Genomic DNA, 16,560 nt, shown 5'->3' with positions numbered 1-16,560 from the left:
CTTGAGAAGGCGCCATTGGATGAACGAAGATTACGGGGTGTCGCTTAAAGCTTTCTTAAGGTGCGTAAAAATGCAAAAAAGGCGGCTACCCTTTCGGATAGCCGCCCTGCTTACTGCCTTATCGATGCTTCGTGCTTCTGGTTTGGTCTCGCTCGCGAACCGCGTGCTTAGAACTCGTAGCCGACTTGACCGCGCACGCCTGCGTCGCCGTGCGGCGTGATCGAGGCTGCAGCGTTGACGAGCCAGCGGCTGTCACGCGAACGGTAGGTGCCGCCAATGCCCATGGCCGTGTAGCCCTTGTAGTTCGCGACACCGGCTGCGACCACGGTCTTGCCCGGCTGACTCGGCGTCAGGTTCGGCATGGCCATCGCGGCGGCGACGCCGGAAAATGCCTGACGAGCTACCGTATCGACGTTGCTTTGAACTGCGTTCAACTGGTTCATGTTGACACCGTCGGTACCGTTGATGCCCGGCGCGACGTTCGTCAGGCGACGTTCGTTGCCCTTCGAGCCGATCGAGACGGTGTTGTCTTCGTCCGCGACAGAACCGCTACCCAGCGCGACGGAGTTGTTACCCGTTGCCTTCGAGCCATTTCCGAGGGCGGTCGAGTCGGTGCCGGACGCAACAGCGGGGGTGTCGGTCTTTTGCGAAGCGACCGTTGAAGCAGCGCCTTCGACGTTGCTCAATTGCTGCGCCAGACTCGAAACGTTCTGGTTCGTTTGATAAAGCTGCGAGCCGTTGACTGCGTCGGTACTGTCGGCGCTCAAGGCGCCAGCGGATACGCCGGTCACCGTACGCGTGCCATCGGTGCCCGTCATGTCGACGACCGTGCCGCCCGTGTCCTTCGCAACGGTGATGTTTTGCGTCGTTGCGTCTTGACGCACCAGACCGACGTTGCCGCTGGCGATCTGTTGATTGATGTTGCTGATGTCGCTCGTATTCTGCGCGATATCCGACGAGTTCTGCGCAACGTTGGTTTTCAGCGACGAGATATCAGACGTGTTTTGAGCAACGTTCGTGTTCAGCGCCGCGATGTCGGACGTGTTCTGCGCAATGTTGGACGTGTTTTGTGCCACGTTCTGGTTCGTAGCGTAGAGCTGCGAGCCGTTGATTGCATCTAGACTCGATGCGGAAATGACGCCAGGAGCAACGCCCGTGACCGTGCGAGCGCCCTGCGAGCCCGTCATATCGACAACGGTACCGTCCGTGGACTTTGCCACGGTGATAGTGCGTGTCGTCGGGTCTTGCTGAACCAAGCCGAGTGTGCCGTTTGTGAGTCCGGTGTTGAGGTTCGCGATGTCGGCTGTGTTTTGCGTCACGTTCGAGTTGAGCTTGCCCAACGCTGCATCGACCGTACCGAAAGCCGTGCCGACGTCGGTAGCGGCGCCAGACGTACCATTGATCGAGTTTGCGTTCGTCAGCGCGAAGCTGGGAGCCGAAATCGTGCCGTCGCTATTCAGGGCAGAACCGCCGCCAATCGCCTTTGCCGTGCTTTGTGCGGTGTTCTTCAACTGCCCGAAATTCACCGAATCCGTATTCGCCGTGCCAGCTGCAAGATTGGTTACCTTGCCATTGTTGAGTTGAATATTGGCGCCCGTTTTCGAAACGGTCAGCGCGTTGTTATTAGAATCGGCGCCATTGATAAACTGATAACCCCCGACAGAGATCGAAGCATTCGCGATCGAAACTGAGCCCGTTTGGGTAACCGTGTTGTAACCGGCAGTGGCAGACGTGCCGCAATTTTCCATGCCAACGGTTGTTACGGCTTGACCCGACAGAAATTGACACTGGCCCGGATCAGGCGTACCAAAATCCATGTCATTGACGATCAATGGTGCAGTAACAGCTGACGCCGTCATCGGCAATGCAATTGCAACAGCGCCTGCAGCGAGAGCGGCGGGCATTACTTTTTTGATCAGGCGCGATTGCAGTTTCGAGGGACGAAGAACTTTGTTCATGAATAAACCTAAGAGTAAAAATCGAATGCGATAAAACACTGCTTCGCACGAGAATCCGTTCAAAGCAAAAAAGGATCGCGAGTTAAAAACGAATCAAAGAGAGCAATGTCACCGAATAGGCGCAGCCGACGTTGACAGTTGCAAGCATTAGGGGTCTCGTTGATTTAACTGCCTTGAAGCACGTCGATCAATCGAAACTAGCTCGCCTGCAGTGAGACGAAATTTACGGCAATTTGTTGTCAGGAGACATAAGCGCGCTCCTAATGTCTGCCGATGTCAATAGACTTACGTCTAACCGATAGAAAATCAGGTCTGAAACGAGTAATTAATTGTGTGGATTTGAAAAGATCCTGTGTTACCGCATTACAGCTTTCCTTCAAATCGCTAACTTGGTTGTTCTTCATTCCGGCGATCGCGTTTGAACAAACCGGAGAAGAATCGGAATTTGGAATTCTTTTTAAACAACGACGGCGCCTAAAGGCGGACGCTGTTTGGCCTGCCAGCGCAGCCCAACGCCCTATGCGCCCATCAGCGCATGACGATCCGATAGGGACCAGCGCGTGAAACTCAAAACGTGACCACGACTCGAAGTCCGCCTGCGACGGACGCTCCAAGGTGAACAGCCGCCCCATGCTGATCCGCAATCCGCCGCACGATGGCAAGCCCAAGCCCGCTGCCCGCCACATCCGTACGCACGCGGTCCACGCTTTCGCCCACGCGATAAAACCGGTCGAATACTCTTTCTCGTTCGTTCTCTGGAATGCCCGGCCCGGAATCCGCGATTTCGACTACTGGATGTCCATTTTTTATTTTTAGGCCGACATCCACGCGGCCGCCGCGCGGCGTGTATTTCGTCGCGTTATCGATGAGATTGTTGAACATCACGCGCAATGAATCCGCGTCGCCCGTCACGGTGGCGGGCTCGCTTGCCTCGATGCCAAGGTCCACGCCGCGCTCCTGTGCCACGAGCACGTAACCGCGCACGCACGTTTCGAGCAACGCGGCCAGATCGACCTTCGTCGCCACGCCCTTGCCGTCCGGCTCCGAGCGCGCGAGCGCAAGCAACTGCTCCGCGAGCCGCGTGGCGCGCGCGATGCCTTCGTGCAAATCGAGCAACGCCTCGCGCCGCGACGCGTCGTCCTGCGCGCGCGCCACGAGCTGCGCCTGAATCTGCAAGGCGGCAAGCGGCGTGCGCAACTCGTGCGCGGCATCGGCGACGAAGGCTTTTTGCGTATCGAGCGCCGTCGACAAACGCGCCAGCAGCGCATTCAGCGCCCGCACGACCGGCTGCACTTCCTGCGGCAAGGGTTGATTGGGAAGCGGATCGAGTGCTTCGGGATGCCGTGTATCGAGCGCGCTCGTCACACGCTGCAAGGGCGCAAGCCCGCGTCCGACGATCACCCAGATCGCAAGCCCGAGCAGCGGCAGCAACAGGACCAGCGGCCACAACGTGCGCCACGCGACGCCCGCCGCGACGCGGTTGCGTATCGAAAGCGGCTGCGCAAGTTGCACGACGTTGTCGCCGACGATCGCGCTATACACGCGCCACTCGCCGCGCGCCGTCATTTCCGTCGAGAAGCCGAGTTCGGCGTGCGGCGCGAGCGGCACGCGCGGATGCGAGTAGTACATCAGCACGCCGTTACGATTCCAGATCTGGATGACGACGCCCTCGTCGCTTTCGCTGCGCGACGTGAGCACCGACGAAAACGGCTCCGAAGGCAGCGCCGCGGCGATCTGCTGCAATTGATAATCGAAGAGTTCGTTGGCTTCGGCGAGCGCCTGCCGGTAGATGAGCCATCCGGCAAAGCCCACGCCAACAATCACGAGCGCGAGCAGCCAGATGAGCAATTGCCGGCGGATGGACCGCATCAGGCGTCCTTCGCGACCATGTAGCCCAAGCCGCGCACGTTGCGAATGAGGTCCGCGCCGAGCTTCTTGCGCAGCGAGTGGATGTAGACCTCGACCGTATTGCTGCCGATTTCCTCACCCCAGCCGTAGATTTTCTCTTCGAGCTGACTCTTCGAGAGCACGGCGCCCGGACGCGCCATCAACGCTTCGAGCAACGCGAATTCGCGCGCCGAGAGCGCGACGGGCGCGCCCGCGAGCGTCACCTGATGACCGACCGGGTCGAGCGTGAGTTGACCATGGCGCACGAGCGATTCGCCGCGTCCAGCGTGACGACGGATGAGCGCCCGCATGCGTGCGCCGAGTTCGTCGAGATCGAAGGGCTTGACGAGGTAATCGTCGGCGCCGGCATCGAGTCCTTTCACGCGATCGGCAATGGCGTCGCGCGCCGTCACGATCAGCACCGGCAATGCGTTCGCACGTGCGCGCAGCGTCCTGAGGACGTCGATGCCATCGCGCTTGGGCAAGCCGAGGTCTAGCAGCATCAGGTCGTAGGGCTCGCCGCCGACGGCCGTCAGCGCGGCCTCGCCGTCCTGCACCCAGTCGACCGCGAAGCCGTCCGCGCGCAGCGCCTTGCGCACACCTTCGGCGATCATCCGGTCATCTTCGACTAGCAGGATTCGCATGGCATCTCGTCTTCGTGGTTGGGGAGACCGGCTTTGAAAGTCCTAGCCATTCTAGCTTCGCCGCGCGCGGGCAGGCTTAAGCAAGGCTTAATGGGTGGATGTGATGGAACTTGCAGGGTGCTGGAATCTATGACGCTTGATCACGCGATGTGACGAGGGGCGCGCTTGCTCGCCGCCCTTGGCCAGCCCACAAACCCCTATTCGTACGATTTTCGCAAGCCAGCTTGTCTACAATGAGCCTTTCGCCCGTGTGGGCTTCGCCTAACAACACCAAAAGCACGCCCATGCCGCTTGTCTCGCTCGTTTCTCGCTGTTCGTCGTTTGCACTCGCCGCCGCAATCGGCTTTGCCGTCATCGCTCACATGCCCGAAGCACAAGCGCGTGGCGGCTCGAAGTCCGAATCGCAAGCGCAGGTGCCCGAGCGCGCGGCGCATGGCGGCGCGAAGGCAAAACACGCAGGCAAGGCGTCCAGAGCCGAGAAAGCCGTCGCCGCACGAGAACGCGTGCCCGCCGGGCCACTGCCCGCGCCGGTCATGGCGGCGCTCGCTCACGCGCACATCCCGCTTTCGTCGATGAGCGTAGTCGTGCAACGTATCGGCGCGCCCGTGCCGCTCGTCACGATCAACGCGGACCGGCCAATGCTCCCCGCATCGACGATGAAGCTCGTCACGACTTACTCGGGCCTCTCGCTGCTCGGCCCCGACTATCGCTGGAAAACCACCGCCTACGCCGATGGCGATGTTGACGCACAAGGCGTGCTGCACGGCAATCTCTACATTCAGGGCACGGGTGACCCGAAGCTCGTGCCGGAAGAATTGATCGATCTCGTCGATCAGATACGCAAGAACGGCATCACGGGAATCGATGGCGCGCTCGTGCTCGACAAGCGCTATTTCGACGCCTCCACGCGCGATCTGCCCGCGTTCGATAACGACGATGCCGCGCCCTACAACGTCGGTCCCGATCCGCTGCTCTACGCGTTCAAGTCGCTTACCTTCACGCTCACGCCGAATCCGGACGGGCAGGTATCCATCGACGTATTGCCGCAACTGGCGCAACTGCAGATCGACAACGAATTGCGCGTGACGCGCGGCGCGTGCGCGGGCACGTTGCCGTCCGCATCGCCGAGCGTGGCGCAGACGCAGGGCGGCTTCGTGCAGGCGTCCTTCATCGGCGACTATCCGTTGCGCTGCGGCTCGCGCACCATCAACGTCGCCGCGCTCGACCATTCGACGTTCTTCGCAGGCGGCTTCCTCGCGCTGTGGAAGCAGGCGGGCGGCACGTTTCAGGGCGCCACGCGCGAAGGCCCGACGCCTTCGTCGGCGCGGCTCGTCGGCACGCATCGCAGCCCGGTGCTGTCGGATATCGTGCGCGACATCAACAAGTTCAGTAACAACGTGATGGCGCGAAATCTGTTTCTGACCATCGGCGCGGCGCAACTGAAACCGCCCGCGACGACCGCCAAATCCTCGCAGGCCATCCAGACGTTTCTCAAGAAAAGCGCCCTGCCAATGGCCGGTCTCGTGCTCGACAACGGCTCCGGACTCTCGCGCGACGAAACCATCTCCGCGCTCTCGCTCGCCGACCTTCTGCAAGCGGCCAACGCCAGTCCGGTCGCGCAAGTGTTCGTCGAATCGCTGCCCATTGCCGGCGTGGACGGCACCATGCGCAACCGCCTGACCAACGCGGGCGCGTTCGGCAATGCGCACATCAAGACCGGCACCTTGCGCGATGTCCGGGCGATCGCGGGCTACGTCGGCGCGGCCAATGGAGAGAGTTATGTCGTGGTGAGCTTCATCAACGATCCGCGCGCCGAGGCAGCACGCGCCGCGCACGACGCGCTCCTCGAATGGGTGTACGAAGGCGCGCGCAAGCCGGGCATCGAAGACTGAACGCGCGTTGCGCCAAGCATAGGAGGCAGGCGCGACGCAATTGAGCCAAACCCGCGCCCGGCAAGGCGGACCGAAGATTTCTTCTACGAAGACCGCCCGCGCCTGCACGCGCGCCGTGTACGCTGTCGGGCACGCATGACGGAAGGATGACTCGACCACCTTCGTGATGCACAATTCGTTCGAGCGCACGCGCGTATCGAGGCGCACGCCGAAACGCAGACAGACACGCGGGCCAGCACAAGGCACACGCGCTGCGGATTCAAACAGATAACACCGAAAATTGGAGACGAGGTCCATGAAGAAGCAACTCTCGACGCGCGCCGCCCTGGTGCGCTACGCCCGAATCGCCACGGCGAGCGCCGCTTTCGCCCTGATTGCCGCGTGCGGCGGCGGTGGCGACGACAACAACAATTCGTTGCCGCCGGGCGGTGTCAAACTGCAAGTCGTCTCTTTCGGCGATAGCCTCTCCGACGTCGGCACCTACGCGCCGGTGGCGGCGGCCAACTTCGGCGGCGGCCGCTTCACGACGAATCCCGGTCAGGTGTGGGTTCAGGATGTCGCGCAATACTACGGCGACACGCTCACGCCCGCGATGACCGGTGGCTTCGGCACGCCGCCCCAGGCGCAATCGGGGCTCGGCTACGCGCAGGGCGGATCGCGCGTGACCAATCCTATTGGCGTGAGTCATGCGACGACCGATCCGGCCAATTACACGGGCGCGCTGACGGTGCCGGTGGCGCAACAGGTGACGAACTATCTGGCGTCGCACGGTAGCTTCAATTCGAATCAGCTCGTCATCGTCAATGGCGGCGCGAACGATATTCTGTACAACCTCACGGCCGTGCAGGCAGGACAGATGACGCCAGCGCAGGCGACCACCGCCATCGTGCAATCGGCGATCGATCTGGCGGGCGTCATCGGCTCGGTGCTGCAGCATGGCGCAACGCATGTGCTGGTGTCGAACGTGCCGGATATCGGCACCACGCCGCAGGGCATGATGAGCAACGCGGCCGTCAAGGCGCTGCTGACGCAGGCATCGCTTGGCTTCAATCAGGCGCTTGCCGCCGCGTTGACGCAATCGGGCCTGATGTCGAAGGTGATTTATCTGGATATCGTGCCGGCGCTCGCCAATATCACGGCCAACTTCGGGCAGTACGGATTCACGGTGTCGAATACCGGCACGGCGTGCAATCTGCAGGCGATGGCCGCGGCAGCAGCGGCTTTCGGCGAGCCGAATCCGCAAGCGTTCGCCACTTCGCTTTTCTGCTCGCCGCAGAACTACACGGTGGCCAACGCGGATCAACTTTATATGTACGCGGACACCGTGCACCCGACGACGCATCTGCATGCGCTGTATGCGCAGACGGCGGAGCAAAAGGTCGCGGCGGCGGGGTTGGGTAAGTAGTCCGGTTTATTGGAAGTCGGCGAGCCGCCCGGAGATGGTCTTCCGGGCGGTTTCTTTTTGCCGTGGACAATCCTTCGCGTCGCTGTCGAAGCGAACATGAGCGAGCTAAGCGCCTTCCCCTTCGAATGCCGCCGCCGCTCTTCCCAGCCGGTCATTCACCGCGATCCACTCGACCGATTCCGGCAGCTTCTCGATGAGAATGCGTTCGACATTCGCCCGATCCAGCGCCCGCAGCAAGCCATACAACTCCCGCGCGTAACTCTGCGGGTCTTCAGGTGCAGCCACGAAGTGCACGCCGGAATCGCGCGCCCAATCGCCTGCGCTCGACGCACGCGCCACCAGCGCGATCTTCTTGTCGCGCGCATTGGCACGGGCCGCAACGAGGATCGGTTCGATCGCCGCGAAAGGCAGCAACGCGAGCGGCGTCCTCGGCGCGTAATGCGCCTTCAGCGTGCCCGAGGCGCGCGGCGCGGTGGCATCCGTTCCATCCGGCAATCTCGGCGCGACGCCGATCACATCCGCGATCTGCAGCGGACTCACGTGTCCCGGCCGCAACAAAGCGGGAAAGCCGCGCGATAAATCCAGAATCGTCGATTCGATTCCCACTTGCGCCGTCCCGCCATCGAGCACATGAACGCTCGCGCCGAATTCATCGCGAACATGTTGTGCGCTCGTCGGACTTACGTGTCCGAAGCGATTCGCCGAAGGCCCCGCCACGCCGCCTTGCTTGCCCGTTCCGCTGCGTAAAACGTGAAAGGCCGACAACAGCCGCTGCGCCACCGGATGCGACGGGCAACGAATGCCCACCGAATCCTGCCCGCCGCTCACCGCCGCCGGAATACGCTCCGCGCGCTTGAGGATGAGCGTCAAGGGTCCGGGCCAGAAGGCGTCGATGAGCTTTTGTGCGTCCGCCGGCAACGCGCTTACCCAATAGCCTGGATCGGCTTCGGGCGCAAGATGCACGATCACCGGATGATTCGCCGGCCTGCCCTTCGCGGCATAGATGCGCGCGATGGCTTCGGGATTCTCGGCATCGCCGCCGAGGCCGTAGACCGTTTCAGTCGGAAACGCGACAAGTTCGCCTGCGTCGAGCAGGGCCGCTGCTTCGTCGATCTGCGCGGCGCTCGGATGGATGATGGTCATTGCCTTACTGCTTCAAGTCTTTCAATCGAGCGCGATATGCAGCATGCGCGCACAGTCGCGCGCCGCCGTGCGCGCCTCTTCCAGCGTCGCCGCCGTGAAGTTGATGTGGCCCATCTTGCGGCCATGGCGCGCTTCTTCCTTGCCGTACAGATGCAGGCGCGCAGCCGGCATTGCCACGACGTCGGTCCAGGCGGGAGCGCGTTGCTTGTCGCCGTTGAACCAGATATCGCCAAGCAGATTCAGCATTGCGGCGGGCGAATGCTGGCGCGTATCGCCGAGCGGCATGCCGGTCATCGCGCGGACTTGCTGTTCGAACTGGCTCGTGGCGCAGGCATCGACCGTGTAATGGCCAGAATTGTGCGGACGCGGCGCCATTTCATTGGCGATGAGCGTTCCGTCTTCCAGCACGAAGAATTCGACGCACAACACGCCGACATAGCCCAGCTTCGCCGCGATGGTCAACGCCGAATCCTGCGCCTGCGCGACGAGCGCGGCGGGCGCATCGGGCGCGGGCACCACGGTCTTTGCCAGAATGCCGCCGACATGCGAATTCTGCGCGAGCGGGAACACGGCCGACTTGCCGTCGCCGCCACGCGCGATCAGCACGGACACTTCGTACTTCAACGGCATGCGTTTTTCGAGCACGCACGGCACGCCCGAAAGCGAGCCATACGCGTTCCGCACTTCCTGCACGTTGCGCACGCTCACCTGTCCCTTGCCGTCATAGCCAAGGCGCGCGGTCTTGAGAATGCCGGGCAGCACCGCCGCGATCTTCTCGTCCGACAACGCCGCGAGCGCTTCCGGCGATTCAATCACCACGTGCGGCGCGACCGGCACGCCCGACTCGGCGATGAACCGCTTCTCCGCGACGCGATCCTGCGCAATTGCCACGCAACTCGCCGCCGGGCTCACGAACGTGCACGAAGCGAGAAATTCGAGACTTGCCGACGGCACGTTCTCGAACTCCGTGGAAACCGCCGCGCACAAGCGGCCGAGTTCGGTGAGCGCGGCTTTGTCTTCGTAACCGGCGTGGATGTGACGATCAGCGACCGCGCCCGCCGGACTCGTCTGGTCGGGATCGAGCACGGCGACGCGATAGCCCATCGACTGCGCGGCAAAGCAGAACATGCGGCCGAGCTGGCCGCCGCCGACCATGCCGAGCCACGCGCCGGGCAGGATGGGTGAGTTCGGGGATTTGTTTGGGTTCATCGTGGGCTGGGGCTTGCCGGGACTGATTTGCTGGTTTGATTTCCAGACGCCGCGCAAAGGGGCGCGCGGCATCGCACTTCAATGCTTCGACGTTTCAACGCTTCAGAGCGGAGGCAGCGCCATATCGCGCGCGGCCTGGTTTTGCTTCACACGGAACGCGGCCAGCGCTTCGGCGTAACGCGCATTGGTCACGCTCAGAATGGACACCGCGAAGAGCGCCGCGTTCGCCGCGCCCGCCTCGCCGATGGCGAAGGTCGCAACCGGCACGCCCTTGGGCATCTGCACGATGGAATGCAGCGAATCCACGCCCTTCAGATACTTGCTCGCCACCGGCACGCCGAGCACCGGCACCGTGGTCTTGGCGGCCAGCATGCCCGGCAGATGCGCCGCGCCGCCCGCGCCCGCGATGATCGCCTGCACGCCGCGCGCGCGCGCGCTTTCGGCATAACCGAACATCTCGTCCGGCATGCGATGCGCGGACACCACCTTCGCTTCATAAGGCACGCCGAATTCCTGCAAGATCGCGACGGCGTGCTTCATGACGTCCCAGTCGGAGCTGGAACCCATCAACACGCCGACGAGCGGCGCATCGTGCGAATGCGCTCCGGTCTGTACTTCGCTCATTTAGCTGCTTTCCTTGGGCGTTGGTTTGGGCGCGCCGTCATCTCTTCCAAATGACCGCGCGCGATACGGGTGTTACGCGAGCGTCTGCCCGGTCAGGCGCTGCAACGCTTCCTGATACTTCTCGGCGGTCTTGGCGACGACTTCGTCGGGCAGCTTCGGCGCGGGCGGTTCCTTCTTCCACGGCTGCGTTTCGAGCCAGTCGCGCACGAACTGCTTGTCGAACGACGGCGGGTTCGTGCCGACCTGATAGCCGTCGGCCGGCCAGAAGCGCGAGGAGTCGGCGGTGAGCACTTCGTCCATCAGAAACAGCTCGCCCTTGTTGTCGAGGCCGAACTCGAACTTGGTATCCGCGATGATGATGCCGCGCGTCGCCGCATACTCGGCCGCTTCCTTGTACAACTGAATGGAAATGCGGCGGATGGTGGCCGACAGTTCGGTGCCGATGCGCCGTTCCATGTCGTCGTACGTGATGTTCTCGTCGTGATGGCCCATTTCGGCCTTCGCGGCGGGCGTGAAAATGGGCTCGGGCAACTTCTGCGCGTTTTGCAGGCCGGGCGGCAATTCCACGCCGCAGACCGCGCCCGTCGCTTGATAGTCCTTCCAGCCGCTGCCCGCGAGATAGCCGCGCACGACCGCTTCCACCAAAATCGGTTCGAGACGCTTCACCACGACCGCGCGGCCCGTCACCTGCGCCACCTCGTCCGGCGCGACGACGCTCGCCGGATCGATACCCGTATTGTGATTCGGCACGATATGACCGAGCTTCTCGAACCAGAAGTCGGCCATCTGATTGAGCACTCGGCCCTTGTTCGGAATCGGCTCGCCCATGACGACGTCGAATGCGGAGAGGCGGTCGGTCGTAACGATCAGGAGCTTGTCCTGACCGACGGCATAGTTGTCGCGAACCTTGCCGCGGCCGAGCAGCGGCAGCGATTTGATCGTGGATTCGTATAGCGTGGACATCGTCATGGTCCGAAGAGGTACGGAGAAATGTTGACCGCCGCTCAGGTTGCCATGAGCAGCGAAAAGAAATGGGAACGGGTCCCGTCGCCGGAACCCGTTGATTTTACTGTACAAATAACGCCTGGCTCGGATCAGGCTGAATTCGCGCTCATCCGAAAGCGTTTTTTCGCTCTACGCGCGCTCAGAAATGATCGCCGACGCGCACGATCTTCAGCGTGTTGGTGCCGCCCGCCGCGCCCATCGGCTCACCGACGGTGAGCACGACCATGTCGCCGCGCGCCGCGTATCCCTTCGACACGACCACTTCCAGCGCCTGATTGAGCGCGTCGTCGCGGTCCATGTTGGTATCGAGATGCAACGGCGTGACGTTTCGATACAGCGACATCGTGCGCTCGCTCGCCACGCGCGGCGTGAGCGCGAAGATCGGCACATGCGTCCAGTGACGCGACATCCACAGCGCGGTCGAACCGGATTCGGTCAGCGCCACGACCGCCTTCGCGCCGAGATGGAATGCCGTGAACAGCGCGCCCATGGCGATGGACTGGTCGATGCGCGTGAACGTGCGGTCGAGGAAATCGCGGTCCAGTTGCGACTCTTCCGACTTCTCGGCTTCGACGCAGATGGCGGCCATCGTCTCGATGGTCGTCACCGGATACTTGCCCGCCGCGGTTTCGGCCGAAAGCATCACGGCGTCGGTGCCGTCGAGCACGGCGTTGGCCACGTCCGACACTTCCGCGCGGGTCGGCACGGGCGCGTGGATCATGGATTCCATCATCTGCGTGGCGGTGATGACGAGCTTGTTCGACTCGCGCCCCATGCGGATCATGCGCTTTTGCAGCGCGGGCACGGCCGCGTTGCCCACCTCCACCGCGAGATCGCCGCGCGCGACCATGATGCCGTCCGACGCATCCAGAATGCCTTGCAGCGCCGGAATGGCTTCGGCGCGCTCGATCTTCGCGATCATCTTCGGCTTGATGCCGTAAGGCGCGCCCGCGATGTTCGCGAGTTGACGCGCCATTTCCATGTCCGTCGCGTTTTTCGGGAACGACACCGCGACGAAATCCGCGCCGAGCGACATCGCCGTCTTGATGTCCTCCATGTCCTTCTCGGTCAGCGCCGGCGCCGTGAGTCCGCCGCCCTGCCGGTTGATGCCCTTGTTGTTCGACAACTCGCCGCCGACCTTCACGACCGTGTGAATCTCTTCGCCGATCACGCGCGTGACGTCGAGGACAATCAGGCCGTCGTTCAGCAGGAGCACGTCGCCGGCGCGCAAATCGCGCGGCAGGTCTTTGTAGTCGAGTCCGCAGCGCTCGTTGTTGCCGAGTTCGCAATTGGCGTCGAGCACGAAACTGTTGCCCGCGACGAGCATCGTCTTGTTGTTCTCGAACTTGCCGACGCGAATTTTCGGGCCTTGCAGGTCGGCCATGATGGCGACTTCGCGGCCCGTCTGGCGCGCGGCCTCGCGCACCCATTCGGCGCGCTGGCGATGATCGTCGGCGGTGCCGTGCGAAAAGTTGAAGCGAACGACGTCGAGCCCCGCTTGCATCATCTGCAGCAGGATCTCGGGACTGCTCGATGCCGGACCGATGGTGGCAACAATTTTGGTAGCGCGATGCATGGAATTCCTCGTCTCTGTAGGACCGCCCGTGACGCTGCGAGCACGTTGCGCCGACGGTGAGGTGTTGCTCACCGGTTGCGCGCGCGCGCCGGATCGTGCCGGCGTCGCTTTATCGATTTGCTTGATTGCATGAGCGGGCAAGCCGCCGATGATGACGGGCGCCGCCGTTGGTGCCGGCGATGCCGCGTCTTCGTTCTGCCTCGGTTGCTGATTCTGCGCGCGGGCTTCGCCGGACGACGGCTCGGTGTTCTGAGCCGCTTCGGCAATGGCCCGCGCCGCGAGCGCGGCGGCGTCGAGCTCGTCGCCCGATGCCCCGCCCGCCACTACATTTCTGATTCCGTCTTTTTGCGCGCCGCCGGCTTCCTGCGCGCCCTTCTTGCCTGCCTTCGCCGGATTTCCTCGGGTCGTCAAGACCTTAAGCCCGCGACTCGAGCACTTCGACCGCGGGCAGCGTCTTGCCTTCCAGGAATTCGAGGAACGCGCCGCCGCCGGTCGAGATGTAGCTCACCTTGTCGTGAATGTTGTACTTCGCGATGGCCGCGAGCGTGTCGCCGCCGCCCGCGATTGAGAATGCCGACGAACTGGCAATGGCCTGCGCGAGCGTCTTCGTGCCGTTGCCGAACTGGTCGAACTCGAACACGCCGACGGGGCCGTTCCATACGATCGTGCCCGCCGTTTCCAGTTGCGCGGCGAGCGCCTTCGCGGTGTCCGGACCAATATCGAGGATCAGGTCGTCGTCGGACACATCCGCGACGGGCTTGGTTTCGGCTTTCGCGGTCGCGGCGAATTCCTTCGCGGTGACGACATCGCTCGGAATAGGCACCGATGCGCCGCGCGTGCGCGCCTGATCGATGATTTCCTTCGCTTCGTCGACGAGATCGGCTTCGGCGAGCGACTTGCCGATTTTCAGGCCCGAGGCCAGCATGAACGTGTTGGCGATACCGCCGCCGACGATCAGTTGATCCACCTTCTCCGCCAGCGACTTCAGAATGGTCAGCTTGGTCGAAACCTTCGACCCGGCGACGATGGCGACGAGCGGACGCTTCGGGTTGCCGAGCGCCTTGCCGAGCGCATCGAGTTCGGCGGCGAGCAGCGGGCCCGCGCACGCGACCGGCGCGTACTTCGCGATGCCGTGCGTGGTTGCTTCCGCGCGATGCGCGGTGCCGAAGGCGTCGTTCACATAGATGTCGCAGAGTTTCGCGAGCTTTTGTGCGAGGCCGTCGTCGTTCTTCTTCTCGCCCTTGTTGCAGCGGCAATTTTCGAGCAGCACGACGTTGCCCGGCTGAACCTCGACGCCATCGACCCAGTTCGCGACGAGCGGCACGTCGCGGCCGAGCAATTCGGACAGACGCTTCGCGACGGGCGCGAGCGAGTCTTCCGGCTTGAACTGGCCTTCGGTCGGGCGGCCCAGATGGGACGTGACCATTACGGCAGCGCCTGCATCGAGCGCGGCCTCGATGGCCGGCACCGAGGCGCGCACGCGCGTGTCTTCGGTGATGTTGCCGGCATCGTCTTGCGGCACGTTCAGATCCGCGCGGATGAACACACGCTTGCCGGAGACTTTGCCTTCGGAGATGAGGTCGGTGAAACGCAATACTTTCGTCATGGGAGTCAACGTAGGTAGAAAAGCGGTTCGGGCGAGGAAGACCGGCTTGTGCCGGCCGGTTCGTGGGGTGGCCGCGTGACTTCGAGGACTTCTTTTAGCCGTGGCAACGACACGCGGATCATGCCGGAGGCGAAGGCCGCGCGAGCGGGCCGAACGCGCGGGCAAAACAGGCAATGCGAGGAACCGGGAAAGCAGGAGATCGAAGGAACAGACAGGCGGCGGCGCTCAAGTAAAAGCACATGCCGGGCGCGCTCCGTTGAGGCGGTGAGCTTGGGAACCGTTGCGCGGTGACTGCCGGACACACTCTCGACCTCGCTTGATGCAACAGGAAAGACCAGCATTTTAACCGATAGCACCGGATGCTTTTAGCGGCCAATCCATGATGACGCGTATTTGGCCGCTTCCAACCGATGCGCCGGGCGCTGGCTCCACGCTGGTTCCGATCCCGCGCGTAATCCGGCGCGTAATACCGCGACGAAAGGAAACTTTGCCGGCAACTTGGCGGCGAAAGGGAAATTATAGCGTCGTGAAAGCCGCTTCGAGATCGGTTCCGTCGCGAAATCACGCTAAAATAACGGTCTTTCGCCGCCTTTCGGCCAGCGCCGCACTCATGCCGAACTATGGCGCCAAGCCCCGCATTCACTGAACGAGACAGCTAGGAGAACCGTATGTCAATGGCCGACCGCGACGGCAAGATCTGGATGGATGGCAAGCTGGTCGACTGGCGTGACGCCAATATCCACGTTCTGACCCATACCTTGCACTACGGCATGGGCGTGTTCGAAGGCGTGCGCGCATACAAGACGTCACAAGGCACGGCCATTTTCCGCCTGAAGGAACACACCAAGCGTCTCTTCAATTCGGCCAAGATATTCCAGATGGAAGTGCCGTTCGACCAGGCCACCATCGAAGCCGCGCAGCTCGAAGTCGTGCGCGAGAACAAGCTGGAATCCTGCTATATCCGCCCGATCATCTGGGTCGGCTCGGAAAAGCTCGGCGTGTCGGCCAAGGGCAACACCATTCACGTGGCCATTGCTGCGTGGCCGTGGGGCGCGTATTTGGGCGAAGACGGCATCGCGAAGGGTATTCGCGTCAAGACTTCGTCGTTCACGCGCCATCACGTCAACGTGTCGATGGTGCGCGCCAAGGCCTCCGGCTGGTACGTGAACTCCATCCTCGCGAATCAGGAAGCCATCACCGACGGCTACGACGAAGCCCTTCTGCTCGACGTGGACGGCTATGTCTCCGAAGGCTCCGGCGAGAACTTTTTCCTCGTCAACAACGGCAAGCTGTACACGCCGGACCTGGCTTCGTGCCTCGACGGCATCACGCGCGACACGGTCATCACGCTGGCGCGCGACTTCGGCATTCCGGTGATCGAAAAGCGCATCACGCGCGACGAGGTTTACACCTGCGACGAAGCGTTCTTCACCGGCACGGCCGCCGAAGTCACGCCCATTCGCGAACTCGACAACCGCACCATTGGCTCGGGCGCGCGCGGTCCCGTCACGGAGAAGCTGCAAAGCGCATTCTTCGACGTGGTCGGCGGCAAGAACGAGAAGTACGCAAGCTGGCTCGCCAAGGTTTAATGCAAGCTGCGGCGGGCGAGGT

12 protein-coding genes are annotated in these 16,560 nt (G+C 62.7%); 3 read left to right on the top strand and 9 right to left on the bottom strand.

Going from position 1 to position 16,560, the window contains the following annotated elements; translation table 11 throughout:
* Nucleotides 1–167: 167 nt before the first annotated feature.
* From P9250_RS21150 to P9250_RS21140, 3 genes are all read right to left on the bottom strand, one after another.
* Entirely contained in the window at nt 168–1,958 is a 1,791-nt protein-coding gene (locus tag P9250_RS21150) for a YadA-like family protein (protein ID WP_310394993.1), read from the bottom strand.
* Nucleotides 1,959–2,525: 567 nt separating this feature from the next.
* Complete coding sequence (locus tag P9250_RS21145) at nt 2,526–3,827, bottom strand: ATP-binding protein (protein ID WP_310394991.1); 1,302 nt, start codon at nt 3,825–3,827, stop codon at nt 2,526–2,528.
* Nucleotides 3,827–4,489, bottom strand: coding sequence for a response regulator (locus tag P9250_RS21140; RefSeq protein WP_244827152.1), 663 nt, complete (start codon nt 4,487–4,489; stop codon nt 3,827–3,829). The genes P9250_RS21145 and P9250_RS21140 overlap by 1 nt, the downstream gene beginning before the upstream one ends.
* 284 nt (nt 4,490–4,773) lie before the next feature.
* On the opposite strand from P9250_RS21140, the gene dacB reads away from it, so the two are divergent.
* Entirely contained in the window at nt 4,774–6,381 is a 1,608-nt protein-coding gene (gene dacB / locus P9250_RS21135; RefSeq protein ID WP_310396826.1) for a D-alanyl-D-alanine carboxypeptidase/D-alanyl-D-alanine-endopeptidase, read from the top strand.
* A 295-nt stretch (nt 6,382–6,676) separates the two neighbouring features.
* Nucleotides 6,677–7,786, top strand: coding sequence for an SGNH/GDSL hydrolase family protein (locus P9250_RS21130; protein ID WP_309961455.1), 1,110 nt, complete (start codon nt 6,677–6,679; stop codon nt 7,784–7,786).
* A gap of 105 nt (nt 7,787–7,891) precedes the next feature.
* Here P9250_RS21130 and P9250_RS21125 read toward each other — a convergent pair whose 3' ends face one another.
* The 6 genes from P9250_RS21125 to P9250_RS21100 form a co-directional block, all read right to left on the bottom strand.
* Entirely contained in the window at nt 7,892–8,929 is a 1,038-nt protein-coding gene (locus P9250_RS21125) for an L-threonylcarbamoyladenylate synthase (RefSeq protein WP_310394988.1), read from the bottom strand.
* Nucleotides 8,930–8,950: 21 nt separating this feature from the next.
* A complete protein-coding gene (locus P9250_RS21120; RefSeq protein WP_310394986.1) occupies nt 8,951–10,138 on the bottom strand; it encodes a 5-(carboxyamino)imidazole ribonucleotide synthase in 1,188 nt (395 codons plus the stop codon).
* Nucleotides 10,139–10,240: 102 nt separating this feature from the next.
* Nucleotides 10,241–10,762, bottom strand: a complete 522-nt coding sequence (gene purE, locus P9250_RS21115; protein WP_244827148.1) for a 5-(carboxyamino)imidazole ribonucleotide mutase — start codon at nt 10,760–10,762, stop codon at nt 10,241–10,243.
* 72 nt (nt 10,763–10,834) lie between these two features.
* On the bottom strand, nt 10,835–11,725 hold the full coding sequence (locus P9250_RS21110) for a phosphoribosylaminoimidazolesuccinocarboxamide synthase (protein ID WP_244827147.1): 891 nt from the start codon (nt 11,723–11,725) through the stop codon (nt 10,835–10,837).
* A gap of 181 nt (nt 11,726–11,906) precedes the next feature.
* Entirely contained in the window at nt 11,907–13,415 is a 1,509-nt protein-coding gene (gene pyk, locus P9250_RS21105; RefSeq protein ID WP_370652122.1) for a pyruvate kinase, read from the bottom strand.
* Between the two features lie 343 nt (nt 13,416–13,758).
* A complete protein-coding gene (locus P9250_RS21100) occupies nt 13,759–14,949 on the bottom strand; it encodes a phosphoglycerate kinase (protein WP_250525435.1) in 1,191 nt (396 codons plus the stop codon).
* A gap of 668 nt (nt 14,950–15,617) precedes the next feature.
* Between P9250_RS21100 and P9250_RS21095 the strand changes: the two genes are divergently transcribed.
* Nucleotides 15,618–16,538, top strand: a complete 921-nt coding sequence (locus P9250_RS21095; RefSeq protein ID WP_244827145.1) for a branched-chain amino acid transaminase — start codon at nt 15,618–15,620, stop codon at nt 16,536–16,538.
* The last annotated feature ends 22 nt before the right edge of the window (nt 16,539–16,560 follow it).

The organism is Caballeronia sp. LP006 (assembly GCF_031450995.1).
Classification (GTDB): domain Bacteria; phylum Pseudomonadota; class Gammaproteobacteria; order Burkholderiales; family Burkholderiaceae; genus Caballeronia.
Note: the sequence above shows the minus strand (reverse complement) of the source record. Positions and strands in the feature narration are given on the sequence as shown.